General features: G+C 47.5%; 20 protein-coding genes and 3 other annotated features. Of the genes, 14 read left to right on the top strand and 6 right to left on the bottom strand.

The window, feature by feature from the left end; translation table 11 throughout:
- Nucleotides 1–2 precede the first annotated feature (2 nt).
- From leuC to GBH70_RS02960, 5 genes are all read left to right on the top strand, one after another.
- A complete protein-coding gene (gene leuC, locus GBH70_RS02980; protein WP_151679634.1) occupies nt 3–1,421 on the top strand; it encodes a 3-isopropylmalate dehydratase large subunit in 1,419 nt (472 codons plus the stop codon).
- A gap of 15 nt (nt 1,422–1,436) precedes the next feature.
- Nucleotides 1,437–2,027 carry a 3-isopropylmalate dehydratase small subunit gene (gene leuD / locus GBH70_RS02975; RefSeq protein WP_151679633.1) on the top strand — a complete coding sequence of 197 codons (591 nt, stop codon included), beginning with the start codon at nt 1,437–1,439 and terminating at the stop codon, nt 2,025–2,027.
- A gap of 37 nt (nt 2,028–2,064) precedes the next feature.
- Complete coding sequence (gene ilvA, locus GBH70_RS02970; RefSeq protein ID WP_371862166.1) at nt 2,065–3,036, top strand: threonine ammonia-lyase; 972 nt, start codon at nt 2,065–2,067, stop codon at nt 3,034–3,036.
- Nucleotides 3,037–3,201: 165 nt separating this feature from the next.
- Nucleotides 3,202–4,332 (top strand): HAD family hydrolase, encoded by a 1,131-nt coding sequence (locus GBH70_RS02965; RefSeq protein WP_151679632.1) that lies wholly within the window; start codon nt 3,202–3,204, stop codon nt 4,330–4,332.
- Nucleotides 4,333–4,840: 508 nt separating this feature from the next.
- Nucleotides 4,841–5,869: a PTS sugar transporter subunit IIC gene (locus tag GBH70_RS02960; protein WP_151679631.1), complete on the top strand. Its 1,029-nt coding sequence runs from the start codon at nt 4,841–4,843 to the stop codon at nt 5,867–5,869.
- 101 nt (nt 5,870–5,970) lie between these two features.
- Here the strand turns inward: GBH70_RS02960 and serA are convergent, their stop codons facing one another.
- Together serA and GBH70_RS02950 are read right to left on the bottom strand one after the other, a co-directional pair.
- Nucleotides 5,971–7,596, bottom strand: a complete 1,626-nt coding sequence (serA, locus tag GBH70_RS02955) for a phosphoglycerate dehydrogenase (protein ID WP_151679630.1) — start codon at nt 7,594–7,596, stop codon at nt 5,971–5,973.
- A complete protein-coding gene (locus GBH70_RS02950) occupies nt 7,589–8,749 on the bottom strand; it encodes a pyridoxal-phosphate-dependent aminotransferase family protein (RefSeq protein ID WP_151679629.1) in 1,161 nt (386 codons plus the stop codon). The genes serA and GBH70_RS02950 overlap by 8 nt, the downstream gene beginning before the upstream one ends.
- 67 nt (nt 8,750–8,816) lie before the next feature.
- Nucleotides 8,817–9,029, bottom strand: a binding site (T-box leader).
- Nucleotides 9,030–9,401: 372 nt separating this feature from the next.
- On the opposite strand from GBH70_RS02950, the gene GBH70_RS02945 reads away from it, so the two are divergent.
- The 7 genes from GBH70_RS02945 to trpA all read left to right on the top strand — a co-directional run bounded on the left by GBH70_RS02945 (nt 9,402) and on the right by trpA (nt 18,723).
- Nucleotides 9,402–11,378 carry a methyl-accepting chemotaxis protein gene (locus GBH70_RS02945; RefSeq protein ID WP_151679628.1) on the top strand — a complete coding sequence of 659 codons (1,977 nt, stop codon included), beginning with the start codon at nt 9,402–9,404 and terminating at the stop codon, nt 11,376–11,378.
- A gap of 325 nt (nt 11,379–11,703) precedes the next feature.
- Nucleotides 11,704–11,945: a binding site (T-box leader), on the top strand.
- A 77-nt stretch (nt 11,946–12,022) separates the two neighbouring features.
- Nucleotides 12,023–12,273, top strand: a binding site (T-box leader).
- 67 nt (nt 12,274–12,340) lie between these two features.
- The gene (gene trpE / locus GBH70_RS02940; protein ID WP_371862227.1) at nt 12,341–13,741 is read left to right on the top strand and encodes an anthranilate synthase component I; all 1,401 of its coding nucleotides are present in this window, start codon (nt 12,341–12,343) and stop codon (nt 13,739–13,741) included.
- Nucleotides 13,722–14,321 (top strand): anthranilate synthase component II, encoded by a 600-nt coding sequence (locus GBH70_RS02935; protein WP_151679627.1) that lies wholly within the window; start codon nt 13,722–13,724, stop codon nt 14,319–14,321. Before trpE ends, GBH70_RS02935 begins: the two co-directional genes overlap by 20 nt.
- Entirely contained in the window at nt 14,305–15,330 is a 1,026-nt protein-coding gene (trpD, locus tag GBH70_RS02930) for an anthranilate phosphoribosyltransferase (protein ID WP_151679626.1), read from the top strand. The genes GBH70_RS02935 and trpD overlap by 17 nt, the downstream gene beginning before the upstream one ends.
- Nucleotide 15,331: 1 nt before the next feature.
- A complete protein-coding gene (gene trpC, locus GBH70_RS02925) occupies nt 15,332–16,759 on the top strand; it encodes an indole-3-glycerol phosphate synthase TrpC (protein WP_151679625.1) in 1,428 nt (475 codons plus the stop codon).
- Complete coding sequence (gene trpB, locus GBH70_RS02920; protein WP_151679624.1) at nt 16,734–17,939, top strand: tryptophan synthase subunit beta; 1,206 nt, start codon at nt 16,734–16,736, stop codon at nt 17,937–17,939. Before trpC ends, trpB begins: the two co-directional genes overlap by 26 nt.
- Complete coding sequence (gene trpA, locus GBH70_RS02915; RefSeq protein WP_151679623.1) at nt 17,932–18,723, top strand: tryptophan synthase subunit alpha; 792 nt, start codon at nt 17,932–17,934, stop codon at nt 18,721–18,723. Before trpB ends, trpA begins: the two co-directional genes overlap by 8 nt.
- Nucleotides 18,724–18,929: 206 nt before the next feature.
- On the opposite strand, the gene GBH70_RS02910 is transcribed toward trpA, so the two are convergent.
- Together GBH70_RS02910 and GBH70_RS02905 are read right to left on the bottom strand one after the other, a co-directional pair.
- Nucleotides 18,930–19,112, bottom strand: coding sequence for a YfhD family protein (locus tag GBH70_RS02910; protein WP_151679622.1), 183 nt, complete (start codon nt 19,110–19,112; stop codon nt 18,930–18,932).
- Between the two features lie 80 nt (nt 19,113–19,192).
- Nucleotides 19,193–19,315, bottom strand: a complete 123-nt coding sequence (locus GBH70_RS02905; RefSeq protein ID WP_151679621.1) for a YfhE family protein — start codon at nt 19,313–19,315, stop codon at nt 19,193–19,195.
- 92 nt (nt 19,316–19,407) lie between these two features.
- Between GBH70_RS02905 and recX the strand changes: the two genes are divergently transcribed.
- Entirely contained in the window at nt 19,408–20,199 is a 792-nt protein-coding gene (gene recX / locus GBH70_RS02900; protein WP_151679620.1) for a recombination regulator RecX, read from the top strand.
- A gap of 13 nt (nt 20,200–20,212) precedes the next feature.
- A complete protein-coding gene (locus tag GBH70_RS02895) occupies nt 20,213–20,530 on the top strand; it encodes a YfhH family protein (protein ID WP_151679619.1) in 318 nt (105 codons plus the stop codon).
- Between the two features lie 278 nt (nt 20,531–20,808).
- Here GBH70_RS02895 and GBH70_RS02890 read toward each other — a convergent pair whose 3' ends face one another.
- Both GBH70_RS02890 and GBH70_RS02885 read right to left on the bottom strand, forming a co-directional pair.
- Nucleotides 20,809–20,964, bottom strand: coding sequence for a small, acid-soluble spore protein K (locus GBH70_RS02890; RefSeq protein ID WP_151679618.1), 156 nt, complete (start codon nt 20,962–20,964; stop codon nt 20,809–20,811).
- Between the two features lie 87 nt (nt 20,965–21,051).
- Nucleotides 21,052–22,032: a metal-dependent hydrolase gene (locus tag GBH70_RS02885; protein WP_151679617.1), complete on the bottom strand. Its 981-nt coding sequence runs from the start codon at nt 22,030–22,032 to the stop codon at nt 21,052–21,054.
- Between the last annotated feature and the right edge of the window lie 112 nt (nt 22,033–22,144).

The raw sequence follows: 22,144 nt of genomic DNA, 5'->3' as shown, positions 1-22,144 counted from the left end.
CGATGGCACCGAAAACGATTATCGACAAAATTTGGGAAAACCATTTGGTCCACCGAGAAGAAGGGAAGCCGGACCTCCTCTATATCGACCTTCATTTGGTCCATGAGGTTACTTCCCCGCAGGCGTTCGAAGGGCTGAGAATGAATAACCGCAAAGTGAGAAGGCCGGATTTGACGTTTGCAACGGTTGACCACAATGTTGCCACAACAAGGGGCAGGATCTCAAAAGACCCGATTTCGAAAAAACAAATGTCAACTTTGGAAAAAAACTGCCAGGAATTTGGCATTCCTCTCGCTGGGATCAATCATCCGGATCAGGGGATTGTCCATGTCATCGGGCCTGAACTCGGGCTGACACAGCCGGGGAAAACGATTGTATGCGGGGACAGCCATACATCAACGCACGGCGCGTTTGGCGCGATCGCGTTCGGCATAGGTACAAGCGAAGTCGAGCATGTTTTGGCGACACAGACACTTTGGCAAAAGCGGCCGAAAACGATGCAAATTAAAATCAACGGCAAGCTCGGTCCGGGCGTCACGGCAAAAGACTTAATCCTCGCCATTATTGCAAAATTCGGCATCGGCGTCGGAACCGGTTATATTGTCGAATACACCGGGGAGGCAATCCGTAATTTATCAATGGAAGAGCGGATGACCGTCTGCAATATGTCGATTGAAGCCGGTGCCAGGGCAGGTCTCATCAGCCCGGATGAAACGACCATTTCGTTTTTGCGAGGGAGAAAATACGCGCCGAAAGAAGATTTTGAAGAAAAAGCGGCTTACTGGCTTTCGCTTGCATCGGATGAAGGGGCGGTTTACGACCGCACGCTTGAAATGGATGCAAGCGAAATCGAACCGCAAGTGACATGGGGAACGAACCCGTCGATGTGCCTGCCGGTCAGCGAAAAACTGCCGGATCCGGCGGAAATCGATGATCCGGGTGAACGCCAGGCGGTTGAAAAAGCATTGCGCTATATGGGCCTCGAACCGGGGACAAAAATTACCGATATTCCCGTCCAGCATGTGTTTATCGGATCGTGCACAAACTCACGCCTTGCCGATTTGAGGGCGGCTGCAGAAATTGTAAAGGGCCGGCACGTCAGAGAAGGGGTCCGCGCTTTAGTTGTACCTGGTTCGCAAAGCGTGAAAGCCCGAGCGGAAGAAGAAGGGCTGGATAAAATTTTTATAGAAGCCGGGTTTGAATGGCGCGAATCCGGATGCAGCATGTGCCTGGCCATGAATGATGATATCGTTCCGGCCGGGGAAAGATGCGCCTCCACATCGAACCGGAATTTTGAAGGCAGGCAGGGGGCCGGCGCAAGAACGCATCTCGTTAGCCCGGCCATGGCAGCGGCTGCTGCGATTTACGGCAAATTTGTCGATGTCAGGAAACTGGATCAAGCCGGCGCATTAATCATGTAAAGGGGGCAAAAGCAAATGGAGCCATTTCAAACTTTTTCTGGCCTCGTATTCCCTTTGGACAGGAAAAATGTTGATACCGACCAAATTATCCCAAAACAATTTTTAAAAAGAATTGAGCGGCAAGGGTTCGGGAAATGCTTGTTTTATAATTGGCGCTTTGATGAGAACGGGGAAAAACGGGGTGATTTTCCTTTAAACGACCCGAAATACACCGGCGCATCTATTCTGATTGCGGGAGAAAATTTCGGATGCGGGTCCTCGCGCGAGCATGCGCCGTGGGCCCTGCAGGACTACGGATTTAAAGTGATCATCGCGCCGAGTTTTGCCGATATTTTTTACAACAACTGCCTGAAAAACGGGATATTAACGGTTATGCTACCGGAAGAAGAAGTTAAGCAGCTGATGGAGGCTGCAGAGGCGCAATCGCTGTATGTGACGGTGGATCTTGAAAAACAAGTGGTATTAAATGGGGAAAAAGCCATTCATTTTGACATTGATCCGTACCAGAAGAATATGCTGTTAAAGGGACTGGATGAAATCGGGCTGACATTGCTGCTTGAAGATGAAATTTCAAAATATGAAGCGTCAGCACAAGTAGGAGTGTGAAAAGGACAATGGGGATTCTTTACAAACGAAAGACGTTATAGAAGCGTTTGAAAATTTATTGCCGATCGTGCACCGGACGCCGTTGAACCAATCGGCGACATTCAATGAAATGGCGGGAACGAGATTATATTTTAAAATGGAAAACTTGCAGCGCACCGGTTCTTTTAAGATCAGGGGCGCGCTGAATAAGATTACGAACCTGTCCGGTGCGGCGAGGAAAAACGGCGTGATTGCTGCGTCCGCCGGCAACCATGCGCAGGGGGTGGCTTTTTCGGCAACGAAGCAGGGTATTAAAGCGAAAATTTATATGCCAGAAAAAACGCCGCTCGCGAAAGTCATGGCGACAAAAGCGTATGGCGCGGAAGTCGTGTTGACCGGCGAATCTTTTCAAGAAGCTTATGAAGCTGCTGTTTTAGACCAGCAAATCAGCGGTGCAACGTTTATTCACCCTTTTGACGATTATGAAGTGATGGCCGGCCAGGGTACGATTGCACTTGAAATGATCCAGCAGTGCGCCGACCTCGACACCGTGGTCATTCCTGTCGGTGGTGGTGGTTTGATTGCCGGCATGGCCTGCATGCTGAAAAATTATGATTCAAAAATCCGGGTCATCGGGGTGCAATCGGAAGGGGCTCCGTCTGCCTACAACCTTTTTAAAGGAATGGGAAGCGGGCGGCTTGCCCATGTCTCGGGCATCGCGGACGGCATACTCGTCAAAGAAACTGGGGAGCTTACTTTTCCGCTGATCAGCCGGTATGTGGATGATATTGTCATCGTAAGCGACGAAGAGATTGCCACAGCCATTATTTATATGCTAGAGCGCGAGAAGATGTTTGTCGAGGGTGCAGGTGCCGCGGCATTTGCGGCCGTATTGAGCGGCAAACTGGGCGTGCCCGGCAGGCATATCGGCATCGTGGTCAGCGGCGGAAATGCCGATCTGGATAAAATTTCCTACTTCAAACGGCTGGCAATGGCAGGCAAAAAAAAACATAAGCTTGTTTCACTATAGAAAGCGGGGCGCCGAACCGGTGCAATATATTAAGGCGACATTCACCTTTATATTGCCCAAGGCGCCTTTTCTTTGCGCATTTCCCAGTTTTGCTAACAAAGTCTTCAAAAAATATATGAAAAAACGCAATATTTTGTTACACTAATGTTGGAAAGAGGTGAAGAGATGATTCGAACGGTATTATTTGATGTGGACGGTGTTTTGCTAAGCGAAGAGCGCTATTTTGACGCTTCGGGCTTAACCGTTTGGGAAATGATACATAGCAGCCATTATTTAGGGCTTGCACCGGAAAAATTTAAAACCACATTATCGGATGAAGAAATTACACGCATCCGGGCTGAAGTTTTCCGAAACGACCAGGTGCTCCGGCATCTAAAATCACAAGGCATGAACGCCAATTGGGACATGATCTATTTAACGTTCACTTGCCAGCTATTGCACTTGCTTTCGCAGATTAAGGAAAAAGAGGCCGGCAAAATCCGGGAGTGGCTGACGCACGAGATCGATTACGAGGTGCTAGGCGATATCCGCGGAATACTTGCAAACTATCAAGTATCCACGGATTTTGGGGTATTTTTAAAAGATTTTGCGGGAAGGCCGGAAACAAAACAGGATTTGCTGAAGGTATTGGATCAGCTTGCTTTTGAAAAATTCGGCATCACCGGCACAGCGCTTGGGAGAAAGGGTGCGCTCTGGTCTGTGTGTGAACATGCTTCCCAAGAATGGTATGTTGGTGACCAACATATTCTTGCTTCCACCGGGAAACCAAGCGTTCAAACCGGGAAAAAAGGATTTTTGGAAGAAGAAATTCCGCTTGCCGGGCCGGAAGAGATTGCTGATTTATTTTCTTATCTGTCGGAAAAAGGATTGAACCTCGGCGTCGGGACGGGGAGGCCGCAGCTGGAAACGTACGGGCCGTTCCGCGCGCTGGGTTGGCTGCCTTTATTTGATGAAAACCATATTGTGACCGCGGACGAAGTTTTAAAGGCGGAAGGGGAACTGGGCAGCGCCACCCCGCTTGCAAAACCGAATCCTTTCACCTATTTGTTCGCTTTAGAAGGAAAGCAGACCTCTGTCCGTGATTGTGTGAACACCCCGCTTCCGCTTAAAAACGGAAAAGAAGTTTTAATCGTCGGCGATTCACTTGCTGATCTTTTGGCAGCACAAAAAATGGGCTGCGTTTTTGCCGGGATTTTAACCGGCTTATCCGGCAAAGAGGCAAGGGTTGAATTTGAAGCCCATGGCGCCGATTATATTTTTGAAAATGTGACAGATCTCAAAACTATTTTTATGTAAGCAAAAAAGGCATGCACCGCCATGCCTTTTTTGTATGGCATATTTTATCACATACGAAAAATGAATTTTCAAAAAATGGCGCTTGCATTAGGTTAAGTGAAAACTTTACAAGAAATTTTTGGTGAGAAAAACGAACAAGCTTACTTTGTTGAAATAGTTTATATTAAACGGAACAAGAGCGCAAACCGTTACGAGTAGGATAAAAAATGTTAAAAAATAATATTTTTAAATAAAATATAAGATTGACTTTATTTTTTAATTGATGTAATATTTCAACATCAAAGCAAAAAGGGGCAGACCTGGATGATATATTTTCTTAAATCTGAAATTTTGCACATCATTCTCTTATACTGAAGCGGTGTTGACATATTCACACAATTAGATTTGTTTTAGTCCGCCAACCATCCAAAAATGAGGCGCCCAAACAGATAAAAGCGCCTATTGCAGTTGGTTTTTTATTCGGGTAACGATTACAGAATATTATAACAACAATATGGGAGTGGGGAAGATGAAACAGGCTACAAAAGATTACATCATTGATCGAAGTTATAAGGCGTCTGCAGGGATTGCGAACGCAGTACTGGTGACTTTGGGGCTTGGTCTATTATTTGAAACATTTGGCAAATTTTTAGGCTGGGACGGATTTCTTACGATCGGTGCCGCTACGAAATCGCTGCTCGCTCCGGCGATTGGTGCAGGTGTCGCATACCAGCTCGGCGGCAATACTTTGGTTATTTTCAGCGCAATGGCCTGCGCGGCGGTTGGCGGTAATGCAATTCACACGACATCGGATGGTTTAATTACGATCGCAACGGGCCAGCCTGTCAGCGCGGTGCTGGCTGCTGTTGTTGCAACCTGGGTTGGGAAACGTATTACAGGAAAAACGAAGCTGGATATGATGGCTATTCCGTTTGCGTCTATTCTTGTCGGCGGAGTTGCCGGAGCCGGGCTGGCTGCTGTGACAACACCGTTTTTGCAATGGCTGAGCGGGGAAATCACTACATCTGTACAAGGTTCACCACTTTTAGGTTCGATGGTTGTATCGCTTGTTTGGAGCATTCTCTTGATGTCGCCGTCATCTTCGGCTGCACTTGCGATTGCGTTGCAGCTTGACCCGGTTTCGAGCGCAGCCGCTCTGATCGGATGTACAGTGCAATTTGTTGGTTTCACGGCAATGTCGTTGAAGCAGAATGACTGGGGCGGAAACATTGCCCAATCGTTGATTACACCAAAAGTACAGTTCCCGAATTTGATCAAAAATCCGCGCCTTGTCATTCCACCATTTATTTCGTCGCTCATTTGCGCACCGGTTGCGACGATGGCGTTCCATTTGAAAGTACCGTATGAACTCGGCGGGCTTGGCTTGAATTCTTTGATCGCTCCACTGAATATCTTGGCGAACCAGGGCGTCGGTGTGTTGCTTGCCTTTGTGGCATCGGGCATTATCTTGCCGATTTTTACGACACTTGGCATTTACCATTTCCTGAAAGTACTTGGATGGGCGAAAGCCGGCGATCTGCGAATGGAAGTACAGTAAGCAGAGACAGAAAAGCGGGCTGGACTTTTGTCGTATTCAAATGTGTCCATTCCCATTCAAAAAAAGCGTTCACGCTGTACTGCGTGAATGCTTTTTTCCCATTACACCTCTACAAAGGGCTCTTCCTGAAAGGTATATCCTGTTGTCAGTTCTAAAATTTGGACATCTTTCATGCCGATCAGACCTCTTAGTTGATCCAGCACTTTGCGGCTGACGGTTTTATCTAAAGTCAGCACCATGATGGCTTCACCGCCGATTTCTTTCCGGCCGACCTGCATTGTGCCGATATTCGTGTCATTATCGCCGAGGATTGAGCCGACCTGGCCGATCATGCCCGGAATATCAAGATGCCGGATATAAAGCAGATGCTGTTCCGGCCGGATATCGACACGGTAATCGTTTAATTTGACGATGCGGCCGCCGAATCCGTTGATGATCGAAGCACCGATATTGACTTGCTTGCCTTCTTTGTAAAGCGAAAGTTCCAAATAATTGGAGAAGCCCTTGAACGAAGCATTCCGCTGGATGTTGTAAGTCAGCCCCTGCTCTTTCAACAGATGGAGGGCGTTGACAAGATTGACCGTGCTGCCGAGATGGTGGCTGAGAATGCCTTTAATGATTGTTCTCGTCAACAGCTTCGTATCTTCTTCGAGCAAGTCGCCGGCATACGTAATTTCAATTTTTTCCGGCGCTTCACGAAGCAATTGGATGCCGAGTTGTGCCACCTGTTCGCCGAGGAGCAGGTACGGTTCCATCCGTTCCCAGTTTTCCCCGGAAGTCTGCGGCATATTGATGGCGTTTCGGATTGCCTGTGATTCAAAAATATTGATGATTTCTTCGCTGACATCGACGGCCACCCGGATTTGCGCTTCCTGGGTCGATGCGCCCAGATGCGGCGTGACAATCACATTCGGCAGTTCTAAAAGCCCCGGCGTGATTTCCGGCTCTTTCTCAAATACGTCCAAAGCGGCGCCGGCGACACGGCCTTCCTTCAGCGCCTTAAGGAGCGCCTGCTCGTCGACAAGCCCGCCGCGCGCGCAGTTGATGATGCGTACGCCTTTTTTCGTTTTCGCCAAAAATGTTTCATCGATCATGTGCCTTGTTTCTTTCATGAGCGGCGTATGGAGGGTAATAAAATCGGATTGCGCGGCAATTTCATCAAGCGTCGCTTTCTTAATGCCGAGCTTGCTAGCACGTTCTTCCGTTAAGTACGGGTCATAACCGAGTACCGTCATTTCAAATGCTTTTGCCCGTTTTGTAACCTCTGTGCCGATTTTCCCTGTTCCGATGATGCCGAGCGTTTTCTTGAAAAGCTCGACGCCTTTAAATTTTTCGCGTTCCCATTTTCCCCTGGAAGCGGATCGGTGGGCCTGAGGAATATTGCGGGAGAGGGAAAGCATCATGGCCAAAGTGTGTTCTGTTGCTGAAATGGTATTTCCGCCCGGCGAATTGACGACAATGATTCCTTTTCTGGTGGCTGCATCGACATCAATATTGTCGACGCCGACGCCGGCACGGGCAATGACGCGCAAATTGCCGGCCGCTTCAATAATGTCTTTTGTGACTTTTGTCTGGTTGCGCACGATCAGGCCGTCATACTGTCCGATCACTGCCTTCAGATCCTGCGGCGCGATCCCGGGTTTATGTTCGACGATAAAATCTTTGTGTGCATATAATTTTTTCAGGCCTTCTTCGCTGACTTTATCCGTGACCAAAATTTTAAACATGTGCTTTCCATACCTCCTCTGCTTTTTTCACCGCAATGCCAAATGTATCTCTTCCTTCCAATTCGTGTACAACCATTTCCAATGCTGTTAAAACGTTTAAAACATCAAATGGGGTGCTGTAGCCCATATGGCCGATGCGGAAAATTTTCCCTTTCAGCTGCTTCTGCCCGCTTGCGATGGCCATAGAAAAATGTTCCTGTAAGTATTTTTTGATCACGTTTGCTTTGCCGTCAGCCGGTTTGACGGCGGTAACCGTAGGTGAGGCATCCGCATCATTTTCCACTAAAAGCGGAAGACCAAGGGCTTTCACGCCGGCACGGGTCATATCCCTTAAAATTTCATGCCGCTTAATGACATTGCCAAAACCTTCCTCTTCAATCATTTGGCATACTTCGTTGGCGCCGTAAACCATTGAGACAGGCGGGGTAAACGGCGTTGTCGTCCCTTCATCATATGATTGGATATAACGGTTTAAGTCGAGGTAAAACCGTTTTTTCGGCCCGTTTTTGATTTCTTCTTTGGCACGCTTGTTCACTGCGACAAAGGCAAGTCCCGGCGGCAGCATCAGCGCTTTTTGCGAACCGGAAACAAGAATATCGATCTGGTATTCTTCCATATCCACCGGCACGCCGCCGATACAGCTGACACCATCGACGATGTACAGCGCGTCCGTCAGCCGTTTTACGACCGCCCCAAGATCCTTGACCGGGTTTAAAACTGATGTCGATGTTTCACAATAAGTGGCAAAAACGGCTTTGACCGGGTGTTCCAGGCCTTTTAAGAAAGTTTCAAGCTGTTCCGGGCGGCAGGCGGTTCCCCATTCTATATCGAGGCGGTGTACATTGACACCGTATGACTCGCAAATGGAGGCAAAACGTTCCCCAAATACCCCGGTTACAACCACAACGACATGGTCGCCTTCATGGACTACGTTGCAGACGGCGCTTTCCAATGCGGATGTCCCGCTGCCGGCTATGACGATGACCGGTTCTTTGCTTCCGAAAACCGGCATCAATCTGGTTGCAACCTGCTTGAGATTATTGGAAAAAACTTCGCTGCGGTGGGCCACCATGGGCTGGTTCATTGCTTGTTTCACTCGATCCGGTACAGGTGTCGGGCCGGGTGTGAATAAAGATTCCTTGCAAAAAAGCATGTGTGCGTCAATCCTCCATTTTTAAAGATTAAAAATAAAACGCCCTCATAACAAGGTGATCCTTGTTATGAGGGACGTGATATACCGTGGTGCCACCCTCTTTTGCTGCGAAAAAGCAGCCTCTGGGCAAAATAACGGCGTGTGCCGGGTCCAGCCTACTCCAATTTCAGCCGGCCAGTTCAGAAGCGCTGGGCATTGTATTGGCAAAAGCATCGGTTCACAGCAACCACCGACTCTCTGTGGCTTTTTGCAAATACGCCTTCTTCATCATTACTTTTTCCAATGGGGTTAACTTTCTCTGTGTAAAATATTCTAACAGGTGTTTTTATTTATGTAAAGGGAAAAATTAAATAATTTTAAAATCGCCGTATTTTTTGACGAAGTAAGCGTTTTAATCCTCTTTCCGGTAATCGACAAGATTGGCAGCCGGCTTTTTCCCTGCCAAGTCCAGCCTTAAATTCGAGATGAAAATATGTTCATAAAATCCTCACATTTGAAAAGAAAAAGCGGTGTGATGGGAATGTAGGCCTTCTTCCCTCTTTTCACTTTTTGCAATATAGGGCAAAAGGACTATTTATGAACCATCATACTAAACGATAAAAAAATTAGGGGACTGCACAGACAGAAAAATCAGCCAAAGGAGTTGAACCAGATGGAAAACATTTTGAAAAAACATGTACGGTGGAATATGAAGGTGAAATTGATTATATCCATTTTATCCATTTTGCTTATTCCATCTGTACTGATCGGATATTTTTCAGAACAGTCTGCAAAAATACAGGTTGAAAAGCAGATGCTCAGTGATGCAGAAGAAAATGTAAAACTCTTGCAGGGGATTATGCGCGACACGATTCAACCGCGGATGCAGGATGTAAGTTATTTTTCTAAAAAAATCTCATCCGCATCCTATAAAAAGCAATCCTTAATTACGAATATGTTCAGCCAATATGCCGATTTGAATGAGAATGTCCTGAATGTTTATGTCGGCACCGCATCCGGGAAGATGATTATCCGGCCGAAAAACGATTTGCCGTCGGGCTACGACCCGAGGCAAAGGCTATGGTACATGCAAGCTATGGATAATCCCGGAAAAGTGATTATTACTGCCCCTTATAAGGATGCAGTTACAGGAGAGACAGTAATTACGATTGCGGAAACGACAAAAGACCAATCCGGCGTTGTCGCTGTGGACATGAAAATGAGCGCTGTCCAGCGATTGGCAAAAAAAATTAAAATCGGGCAAAACGGCTATGCCGTTCTGGTTGACTCAGCCCGCCGATATGTTGTGATGCCGGGGAAAACACCGGGCACTTACGCGAAAGAAAAAGTATATGATACCGTATTCGGCAAAGTTTCCGGTCACACAACTTATACATATAAAGGCCAGGAAAGGCAAATGTTTTTTACAACCGACAGCCTTACGGGATGGAAAATTGCCGGGACGATGTATTCAAATGAAATTGATCACGCAGCGAAGCCGATTGTCCAAAAAACCATTCTTATCGTTTTCATATTTCTTGTCCTCGGCACTTTATTAACTTATTTTGTCATCCGTTCGGTAACAAAGCCGATCAGCCGCCTGAAAGAAGCTGCACTGAAGATTTCCGGGGGTAATTTAACGGAGAAAATTGATGTGCGGAGAAAAGATGAAGTCGGCGAACTGGCCGAAAGTTTTAAAAAGATGCAGGACAGCTTGCGTGATTTGCTTGACCAAGTCGATAAAAGCGCGGAGATGGTCGTATCCTCGTCTGATCAGCTGAAGGCCAACGCGGAAAATACGACATCGGTGAGCCATGAAATCAATACCGCAGCCGCCCAAATCGCCAGCGGCGCGGAAACGCAGACGAACGGGACGGAAAGCAGCGCCCAGGCAATGGGGGAAATTGCAAAAGCAATGGAAAAAGTGGCGGACAGCACGATGGTGATTTCAAACTTGTCAAATACGACATTGGAGCATGCTAAAGCCGGCGGGGAATCTGTGCGTGAGACGGTGGCGCAAATGAGATCCATTGCCGAATCTGTAACCCATTCCAATACGAAAATCCAGGCCCTTTACGAAAATTCGAAGCAGATCAGCCAAATTACTGAGGTGATTAAAGGAATTGCCGCCCAGACAAATTTGCTTGCCCTAAATGCTGCGATTGAGGCGGCAAGGGCCGGCGAACATGGGAAAGGGTTTGCGGTTGTAGCGGAAGAAATCAGAAAACTGGCAGACCAGTCGCAAAATTCCACAAAAGAAATTGAAAATTTGATTTCCAAAATCCAAAACGACACGGAAGATTCCGTGCGGGAAATGGAAAAGGTTTCAAAAAATGTAGAAGACGGCGTGGCCCGCTCGGAAGATACGATCGAAAAATTCGAAACGATCATGGATGACATGAAAGAGATTACGCCGCAGGTTGAGGAAATGGCGGCTGTTTCTGAAGAAATTTCCGCATCCGTCCAGGAAGTTACGTCAACTGCGAATGAGCTTGCCCATATTGCCGAAGAAAACGCAGCGGCAACAGAAGAAATGGCCGCTTCTATTGAAAGCCATTTGAAGGCGATGGACGATATTGCCGATTCGGCAAGGGCGTTGTCCTACTTGGCAGAATACTTGCAGGATATTGTGAAAAAATATAAGTTTTAATTTAAATCCCCGGTTCTCTGCCTAGTGCGGAAGCCGGGTTTTTGTATTTTTTCGTCCCTTTGATTCATCAATGGGTCATTGCACCTGTATTTGATTTTTTTGCTTTTTAAGAAAGGAAAAAGGCCGCATCAGAGAAAATATGGCTTCTGGACAGATAAAAAAGGGAGTTTTGATGCCTTCTCACACTGGAAAGCATGCTGAAGCAGGCAACGGCTTTTGATATCTCGTTCCGCTATCCGAATGTAAAAACGGGCTAAAAAAATTTTTGAATAAGGGTTGACATATCCCCATTTCAGTATTAATATAATAATCAATCAATTGAAAACTCCAGGTGATGAAGAAGAAGAGTAGCCTGTATGGATTCCGAAGAGAGCCGGTGGCTGGTGTAAACCGGTGATGATGTGCAGGTGAATGGGCTTCCGAGCTTCCAAACCGAAACGATTTTGGAGTAGGCTTTGGCGAATGCCTTATCGTTACAAAAGGCAGGTATTAAGGTTTTCCCTGATACCGTCAAAGCCGGGCTGAAGAAGCCAATAAAGGTGGCACCGCGGGTTCCCCGTCCTTTACATGGATCGGGAACCCTTTTTGCGTTTAAAGGAAAAAATAAAGCAATTTTTACGATAACCAACAATATATTTTTAATAGAAAAATCGTTGAGTAAGAGGAGTATGTAAGGAAGCAGCGTCCCAGAGAGCCGGCGCGGGTGGGAGTCCGGCACGTCTGCCTTTACAGAATGGGCTTACGAGAGGTTTCCTGAAACAACAAGTAGGGAAACACGGCTTCCCCCGTTACCGGGATAGGGTATAAAAGCGGCAAATCCGTTCCGTACCCGAATGAGCGGGAAGGTTAAAAGCCTTTCAAAAGAGGTGGCACCGCGTTGGAAAACGTCCTCTATCTTTGCAGCAATGCTTGCACGGATAGAGGACGTATTTTTATTTACTTCAAATATAAAGGGGGAGCGAATGATGGAACAGATAAACTTCCAGTACAAAATTATTAAACTGAATGGCGATATTTTAACGCCGGTTATGATTTTTAAAAGATTAAATGGCAGTCGTAAATTTTTGTTTGAAAGCTCGCTGCCGAATGACAGCAACGGCCGGTTTTCTTTTATTGGAGCGGATCCGGTGAAGGAATTCATTGGGACGGCGGATGAGCTGCAGGTGATTGACCATTTGTCAGGCCGGGACGAAAAGAAAAACGGTAAGCCGCTCGAACTTATCAAAAGGCTGCTGCCTAAGCTCGATCTTCCGCTTCCTTTCCCGTTTTACGGCGGGGCGGTCGGTTATATTGGATATGACGCAATCCGCCAGTACGAAGATATCGGTGAAGTGCCGGAAGATGAAATCGGCATCCCGGATTTACATTTGATGTTGTATCAAAATGTTGTGGTTTACGACCATAAAAGCCAGTCGGTTTACCTTGTCTCTACCGGTGAAGACGGGGAGGCCATTGACAATAATCTTGCTGCCATGAAGAAAGCGATTTTTACGCAGACGGAAACAGAGCCGTTCGTTGACTACGGTCCGATCAATTTTGTTCCGTCAATCGAAAAAACAGTGTATATGCGGATGGTGGAAAAAGCGAAAAAATATATTGAAAACGGCGATATTTTCCAGGTCGTTCCTTCGCAGCGCATGAAAGGGAAAATTGATCACGACCCGTTTTATTTTTACCGGAAATTAAGAAAGGCAAACCCGTCGCCTTATATGTTTTATCTCGATTTCGGCAGCTATGTCGTCCTCGGTGCGTCCCCGGAAAGCTTGATCAAAGCAAAAGGAAGGATGGTTTACACGAATCCGATTGCAGGCACACGGCCGCGGGGGGATTCGCCGGAAGAAGACCTATATTTGGAGAAAGACTTGCTCCAGGATGAAAAAGAACTCGCCGAACATAAAATGCTAGTTGACTTGAGCCGCAATGACCTCGGCCGCGTGTGCGTGCCCGGCAGCGTTCGTGTCCATAAATATATGGTCGTTGAACGGTTCCAGTATGTGATGCACATTGTCTCGGAAGTACAGGGGAAGTTGAAAGACGGGTTCAGCGGAATTGATGCGCTTGTGTCATGCATCCCGGCCGGCACGGTATCGGGCGCGCCGAAGATTCGAGCGATGCAGATAATCAATGAACTGGAAAAGCAAAAGCGAGGCATGTACGCTGGCGCGGTTGGCTACATCAACTTTAACGGTGATATCGACTTCGCGCTCGCGATCCGCTCGCTTCTCATCAAAGACAACACCGCCTACCTGCAGTCAGGAGGAGGTATTGTGTACGATTCTGATCCGGCAAAAGAATATGATGAAACGCTAAATAAAGCAAGATCGATTTTGGAGGTGCAGACGAATGATTTTATTGCTCGATAACTATGATTCTTTCACTTACAACCTGTACCAGTATTTGTGCGAGCTTGGGGAAGAAGTGGAGGTTTTCCGGAATGATCGGATCACCATAGAAGAAATCGAGGCGCTCGCGCCGGAAGCTATTGTTTTATCGCCGGGTCCGGGTATGCCGGAAGACGCCGGGATTTCGGTCGAAGTTGTCCGGAAGCTTTACCGGAAAATCCCGATCCTCGGCGTCTGCCTTGGCCATCAGGCAATCGGCGCAGCTTTCGGGGCAAGAATCACAAAAGCAAAAGAAATCAAGCACGGCAAAACTTCGTTCATTCAGCATAACGGAAAAGGCGTGTTTGCCGGCCAGCCTGAACCGGTTGAAGTGATGCGCTACCACTCGCTTGTGATTGATAAAAAAACCGTGCCGGAAGAGCTGGAAGTTATTGCGGAATCTTTGGATGACGGCGAAATCATGGCAGTCAGACATAAAAGCGCCCCGTGCTGCGGCGTTCAGTTCCATCCCGAGTCGATCGGAACGGAAACCGGCAAACAAATGCTGAAAAACTTTTTACACGAACTTAGAAAGGATGAGCAATATGAAACCATATCTTGAAAAAATTTTATCCCAAAAAGGCCTCACGTTTGAAGAAATGCGGGAAGCATCGCGGGCGCTGTTCTCGGATGAAGTGACAGAAGGGGAAAAGGGCGCATTTTTGGCGACCTTGAGGTTTAAAGGCGAAACAGCGGAAGAAATTGCCGGGCTGGTCGAAGTGATCCGCGAAAAAGCGGTGTCGATCCCCTGCAATGTCTCCGGGCTTATGGACAACTGTGGCACTGGCGGAGACGGCAGCCACAGCTTTAACATCAGCTCGACTTCCGCATTTGTGCTTGCCGGAGCCGGGATTAAAGTCGCTAAACACGGCAACCGTAGCGTCTCCAGCCAGACCGGCAGCGCGGATGTGTTGGAGAAACTCGGCATTTCGCTGTCTTTTCCGGCTGAAGAAATTGAAAGCCTGTTAGAAAAAATCGGCATCGTCTTCCTGTTTGCGCCGAATGTCCATCCAGCCCTGAAGAAAATTATGAAAATCCGGAAAGATTTGCGGATACCGACGATTTTTAACCTGATCGGGCCACTTACGAATCCGATGAATCTGGAAACGCAACTGCTCGGCCTTTACCGCCGCGACAAGCTTGTCACGATGGCGGAAGTGCTCGGTCATCTGGGAAGGAAACGGGCACTTGTCGTAAACGGCGCTGGTTATCTCGATGAAGCTTCTTTGTCCGGTGAAAACCATTTAGCGCTTTTGGACGGAGGTAGGATCACAACATTTACGCTGTTGCCTGAAGATGTGGGGCTTCCATATTATTCAAACGAAGCAATCCGTGGCGGCGATGCACAAAAGAACAGTGAAATATTGTTGTCGGTATTAAAAGGTGAAAAAGGCCCTTACCGTGATACGGTGCTTTTCAATGCCGGGCTTGCCATATTTGCATCAGGAAAAGCGGAGACGGTGAAAGAAGGGATTAAGATAGCACAAGAAAGCATCGATTCAGGGGCAGCGCTTGAAAAGCTGCGCGCGCTCAGGAAAGCCAGCAGCAATGTGGCACGGGAGGCGATTTGATTTGACATTTTTGGAAAAAATTTTAGCCGAAAAAGAGAAAGAAGTGTCCCGCCTGAAAACATCCGGAGAAAGGTACGTGCCGGCAAACCGGGAAGCCCCTTCCCTGTATGAAACGTTTATGCAGGCGGAAAAAACATGCATCATCGCCGAAATCAAACGGGCTTCCCCTTCAAAAGGCGATATCAAAACGGTCGTCGATCCGGTTCAGCAGGCACTTGCTTACGAAAAAGCGGGTGCCGGAGCGATTTCTGTATTAACGGACGAAACCTTTTTTAATGGTACGATCAAAGATTTGAAAGAAGTAAGCGATGCGGTCCGGCTACCGGTCCTTTGCAAAGATTTTATTATTGATGAAATCCAGATCGACCGGGCAAGAGCAAACGGCGCAAGCGTCATTCTCCTGATTGTTGCGGCACTTAATCCGGAACGCCTGGAACAGCTTTATCGTTACGCGCGCGGCCAGGGGCTTGAAGTGTTGCTTGAAGTGCATACCGAACAGGAGCTAGGGACGGCGCTCCAAGTGGGTCCGGACATTATCGGCATAAATAACCGCAACTTAAAGACGTTTGAAGTGGATCTCGGCGTTGTTGAACGGCTCGCACGGAAAATCGATGATCCGGAAATCCTCATCATCAGCGAAAGCGGCATCCGCACCCGGAAAGACGTTGTTCGAGTAGAAAGAGCCGGTGCAAAAGGAATTTTAGTCGGTGAAACGCTCATGCGCTCAGGAGACCTGCTGGCAGCGGTCAAACGGCTCACCGGTGTGCCGGAAAAACGAAAAGTGAAAATCTGCGGGATTCAAACGCTTGAGGCGGCACAGGCGGCTGTTGCGGCGGGCGCCGATATGGTCGGGTTCGTTTTTGCCGAAAGCAAACGGAAAATTGAGCCAGATGAGGCGGTGCTGATTGCAAAACAATTGCCGGAAAACGTGGAAAAAGTCGGCGTGTTCGTCAATGAAACCCCTGAAAGAATGGCGGAGATTGCAGAAAGGACCTGCCTTGATTATCTCCAGCTCCACGGTGATGAAACAACGGAACAAGCGGCCCAAATCCCTTATCCGGTGATCAAAGCTTTTCCGGTTCAAACGCTTTCAGATATTGACGCATTAAAAGCTTACCGCTGCGATATTGTGCTCTTGGACAGTCCGGGTGGAAAATATCGCGGCGGAAGTGGAACAGCTTTTGAATGGGAATTGGCAAAAGATTTATCGAATGAGCGGACGGTCATGCTGGCAGGGGGGCTCTCGCCTGATAACGTTGAAACAGCGATTCTCACTGTCAGGCCGCATATCGTCGATGTTTCAAGCGGCGTGGAAACAAACGGGAAAAAAGATCCCGAAAAAATCAAAGCTTTTGTGGCAGCAGCCAAACAAGCTTTTCAAAAATTAGAGGAGCGTGACAGCTATGTTAGCATACAAACAACCCGATAAAACCGGGCACTTTGGGACATTCGGCGGAAGATTCGTGCCGGAAACACTGATGCCGGCAGTTCATGAATTGGAGAAGGCCTATCATGAAGCAATAAAAGACCCGGCCTTCCATCAGAAGTTGAATGAATTGTTGAAGCAATATGTTGGCCGCGAAACCCCGCTTTATTATGCGGAAAACTTAACAAAGCTCGGCGGAGGTCCGAAAATTTTCTTAAAACGCGAAGACTTGAACCATACAGGGGCGCATAAAATCAACAACACAGTCGGGCAGGCACTTCTGACGCTCCGGATGGGGAAAAAGAAAGTCGTTGCCGAAACAGGCGCCGGGCAGCACGGGGTAGCGACCGCCACCGTTTGCGCGCTGCTTGGACTCGAATGTTTCATTTTTATGGGTGAAGAAGATATCCGACGGCAAAAATTAAATGTCTTCCGGATGGAACTGCTGGGAGCAAAGGTTAAAAGTGTTACGCAGGGGAGCGGCACGCTTAAAGACGCGGTCAATGAAGCGCTGCGCTACTGGGTCAGCCATGTAGAAGACACCCATTATATTATGGGATCGGCAGTCGGACCGCATCCATTCCCGCAAATTGTCCGCGACTTCCAAAGCGTGATCGGGAAAGAAACGAAAAAACAGATCGTTGAACAGACCGGCAGACTTCCCGATGCGGTTGTCGCCTGTGTCGGCGGCGGCAGCAACTCGATCGGCATGTTTTATCCGTTTGTCCAGGATGAAATGGTAAAATTGTACGGCGTGGAAGCGGGGGGAGCCGGCTTTGAAACCGGGAAACACGCGGCCTCTTTAAGCGATGGCAGGCTCGGCGTTCTGCATGGCATGAAAACGTATTTGCTTCAAGATGACGACGGGCAGATCCAGGAAGCTTACTCTGTATCCGCTGGGCTCGATTACCCGGGTGTTGGCCCTGAGCATAGCTATTTAAAAGAAATCGGCCGCGTCACTTATACATCAATTAACGACGAAGAAGCGCTGGAAGCCTTCCAGCTGCTTTCCAAAACGGAAGGCATCATTCCGGCTTTGGAAAGCGCCCATGCTGTCAGCTTTGCGCTGAAACTGGCCAAAGAAATGGGAAAAGATAACTCCATTGTGATTTGCCTGTCGGGGCGCGGCGATAAAGATGTTGAAGCGGTCAGCCGCTTGCTGGGAGGGAAAAAGAATGGGTAAACAAAAATTGGAAGCGGCATTTGCAGATGTTTTAGCCCGTAATGAAAAAGCGTTTGTCCCTTATATTATGGCCGGGGACGGCGGTTTAGCGGAGACCGAAAAAAAGCTGCGGTTTTTAGAAAGCTGCGGCGCAACGGCGATTGAGCTCGGTATCCCGTTTTCCGACCCGGTCGCAGACGGCCCGACAATCCAGGCTGCCGGCCTCCGCGCGTTTAAACAAGGCACAACGGTCAAAAAAGTGCTGGACCACTTAAAAGCCCATCCGAGGCAGGTTCCGATTATTTTGATGACTTATTTTAACCCGATTTTTGCGTTCGGGATGGAAAAATTTGCAGATTCCTGCGTAGAAGCGGGCGTTGCCGGTCTGATCATTCCTGATTTGCCGCTTGAAGAAGAAGAGATCATTGCAGGGGAACTGAAAAAGCGTGGCCTTGCGCTGATCCGGCTTGCCGCGATTACAAGCCCGAAAGATCGGCTGAAAGAAATTGCCGCTCGTTCAGAAGGCTTCCTCTACGCAGTCACGGTCACCGGCACTACCGGCAGCCGCACGAGTTTCCACGACAATATCGAGGCTTATTTGGCTTACTTATCGGAAATCAGCCCGGTACCGGTGCTTGCCGGCTTCGGCGTTTCCAAACCGGAACATGTCCGCCATCTAACAAATTACTGTGCCGGCGTCGTTGCAGGCAGCAAAATTATCGAGCTTTTCAGGCAGGACGATACTGAAGCAATCCGAGAACTGATTGCAAGCGCTAAACAAACAATGGCTGATCAGAAGCTGTGACATTTTCCCACAGTTTTATACACATGAAAAACATAGGAAATTCAGGCTAATTTTAAGTTATAAACAATATCCACAATTCATACACAAAAAATGTGCACAATTTTATGCACAGACCACTGCTTTTGAAAATAGGGAAATTTAGGCATTATACACAATATCCACAAAAAGCGGGAGCCGGTCTCAGCCGGGCACCCGCTTTTGCTCCGTCAACTTCTGTTTTTTGCCCTTTTTTTCGCCGCTTCCGAACGGGCTTGCGCCTCTAAATCGTCCTGATCGGCAAGTTCACGTGAAAATTCAATATCCTTCCCGTCGCTTTTCATGTTTTTCGGTACTTGCGGCAGTGTTGCTTTGTTTTTATCGCGCGTTTTCTGCTTATGCCCGCGGCCCATGCTGAAAACCCCTTTCAAGCATTTTGCGGAAGGCCCCGCAAGCATACTTTTTGCCCAAAAGGTTTTTCTTAAACAGGTAATTATTTGCGCCCCTTGTCCATATACCCTCCGGCACGGTCCGCTTTTTTAAATTCTCTCTGATAGGTTACTTCCTGCATGCTTCTTAGCGTGCTTTTTGTTTGGACTTTTTTGTCTTTCGGCAACTGCAAAAACCTCCTTTTTTCATTTAGTGTTCCCCGATTTAACGCTTCCTACACTTTGAATGGTAAAATAAAGAGACGAGGGAGGTATTGGTGTGCCGGTCATTACAAAAATTTCTGTTCAAAAAAACAATAAAGAACGTTACAATATTTTTCTGGACGGCCAGTACCGTTTCAGTGTTGATGAGGAAGTGCTGGCGCGGTTCCGACTTTTAAAGGGGAAAGAACTGAACGAACTCGATATCGAATCCATTCTGGCCCAGGATGAAGTCCGAAAAGGGGTCAACACTGCAATCCAGTTTTTGTCATACCGGATGCGGTCTGAAAAAGAAGTTCGCGATGATCTCAAGAAAAAGGATTTTGCACCTGAAGTCATTCAGGAAGTGATTTTAAAGCTTTATGAAATGCAGTACTTGGATGATGCGGAATTTGCCGCTAGTTATGTGCGCACACAAATGAATACGACGTATAAAGGCCCGGTTGTAATTGAAATGGAACTGCGGCAAAAAGGTATTGCGCCAGACCTTATTGAAAAAGCGCTTGAGGAATTTCATACGGAGAAACAAGTGAAGCAAGCCTATGCTTATGCGGAAAAACTGGCCAGGCAGCACGCCAGGCTTTCGGAGAAACTTTTAAAACAAAAAGTGGCGCAGGGGCTGGCAGGAAAAGGGTACCCGCCTGATATAATTGCATTGGCGATGGAAAGGCTCCATCTTGAGAAGGGGGAAAAAGAAGAGTGGGAAGCGCTTTTGGTGCAGGCGGAAAAAGCAAAGCGCAAATACCGGAATTTGTCAGGATATGAATACGGACAGAAAATAAAGCAGTTTTTATATCGGAGAGGGTTTCCGCTCGATATGATTGAACGTTATTTGCGGGAGCAGGAATAGGGGGATGGAACAAATGGAAAAAAGGTACAGCGAAATGAGCGAGTATGAACTGAAGCAGGAAATTGCACAATTGACGGAGAAAGCGCGGAAAGCGGAGCAGCTTGGCATCGTTAATGAATTTGCCGTTCTGGAGCGGAAAATTGCAATGGCCAGGTCTTATTTGCTCGATCCGGCTTCTTTTAAAAAAGGGGAAATTTACGAGATCGAAGGGGATCCTGGCGCTTATTTTAAAATCGACTACATTGAAGGCGTATTTGCCTGGGGTTACCGGATCAGCGGCGGTAAACCGATCGAAGCCCTGCCGATCTCGATGCTGAAAGAAGTGAAATGAGGTTTTAAGGAGTGGATGTAGGAAAGCGGGACGGCAGGAATAAGCATGGCGGGCGCTAAAGGACAAAATGAGGCGGAATTGATGCCGGAAGGACAAAACGAGTTGAACCGGCCTGAGAAATGTCTTTTATAAGGGCCTTAAGACAGTTTGAAAGTTTTAACATGAGCGAATTGGTCTTTTCGAGACCCTAATAAAAAATGAAAACTCCCAATCGGATCAGCAGCAGAACAGGGGCTGCCAAAAGCAATGATCCCTGCTTTTTAACAGCCCTTTTTGCCCTACTGCCCCCGGTGGCTTGAAGCGTGCATGCGTTCCTGCGGATGGGTGTTGGTTGTGCCGTCCGCGCGCTTTGAAGCATATTCAGCTTTTGCGCGCGGCTCACCTTCAAATTTATTGTCACGATGAAACGGGAATCCTTTTTCTTTATTGCGCATGTTACAGCCCTCCTATAATAATAACCGGTACGGGAAAAGCCCCCGCACCGGTTATTATGCGTATTTTGCAACATAAGGAAACGCACCTTATCTTGGCACGACATCAAGTTTTTTCTTCAATTTATCCTTATTGAAAATCCAGCCGGTATAGGAACCGGTAATTTCCAGATCCTGATTGAGCTTGACAACGGCAACGAACGGATAATGGCCGTTTGTCCGGTAACGCAGGTCGGTAAAACGGACCTGGTAGCCGCCCTCATACTCTTTTACCTGCCAGCTGTAAACAGGGGAAAAACTCAGGAAAGACGATAAGTTTTTATCCTGTTTTGCCGCCTGCAAAATGTCATTTTCCGGTACAGGCAGCCGTTTGAATTTATCCAGCACGGTAATATCTGATTTATATGCTTTTGCAACATAATAAGCATCTTTCGTTTTCACCGCAATTTTCCACTGGTTAAAACGGATTGTTGGTGAAATAATGATATTTTCTGCGTCCGGGATAATGGCCAAAACGGCTTTTTTTACATCGTGACGGGCCAGGAATTTGGCGATATAATATAGGAATATAATAAAATACATGGCCAGAAAAGTTGCGCCCGGCTGTGCCCCAAGCGCCCAAGCGACCAAGCCGATGACATGGATTGTGAAAATGAAAGGGTCAAACGTATTGATCACACCAAGAGCAACCCATTTATAAGTAAACGGGCGGAGTGCCTGCGTTCCGTACGCGTTGAAAATATCAACGAAAACGTGCAGGAAAACGGCTAAAAACGACCACAACCATAAATGGAGCGCGTCAGTTCCCGGGAAGAAGATGCTGAGTACAGCCGTAATGGCGAGCGGCCACAGCAAAACGGCGGGAACGGAGTGGGTAACGCCGCGGTGGTTGCGGATGTAAACCGCATTATTTTTAAACTTCAATACCGTATCAATATCCGGTGCCTGTGAACCTAAAACCGTGGCAATAAGTACGCTGTGAAAATGAACCGCATCTTGTGCAACTACAGGGTCTAATGTTGCCAAACCACCGAGTGCAAATCCCATTACAACATGGGTTCCTGTATCCAATCTTATTCCTCCTAAAAGTGGTTCTGGTCCTGTTGTAAAGCGCTAATTTCTTTCATTATGCCTTCATCATATGGTAAATTAAAAAGAATTGCAACAGTTATGAGTAATACAA

It is taken from the genome of Weizmannia acidilactici (genome assembly GCF_008974225.1).
GTDB lineage: Bacteria > Bacillota > Bacilli > Bacillales > Bacillaceae_C > Weizmannia > Weizmannia acidilactici.
Note: the sequence above shows the minus strand (reverse complement) of the source record. Positions and strands in the feature narration are given on the sequence as shown.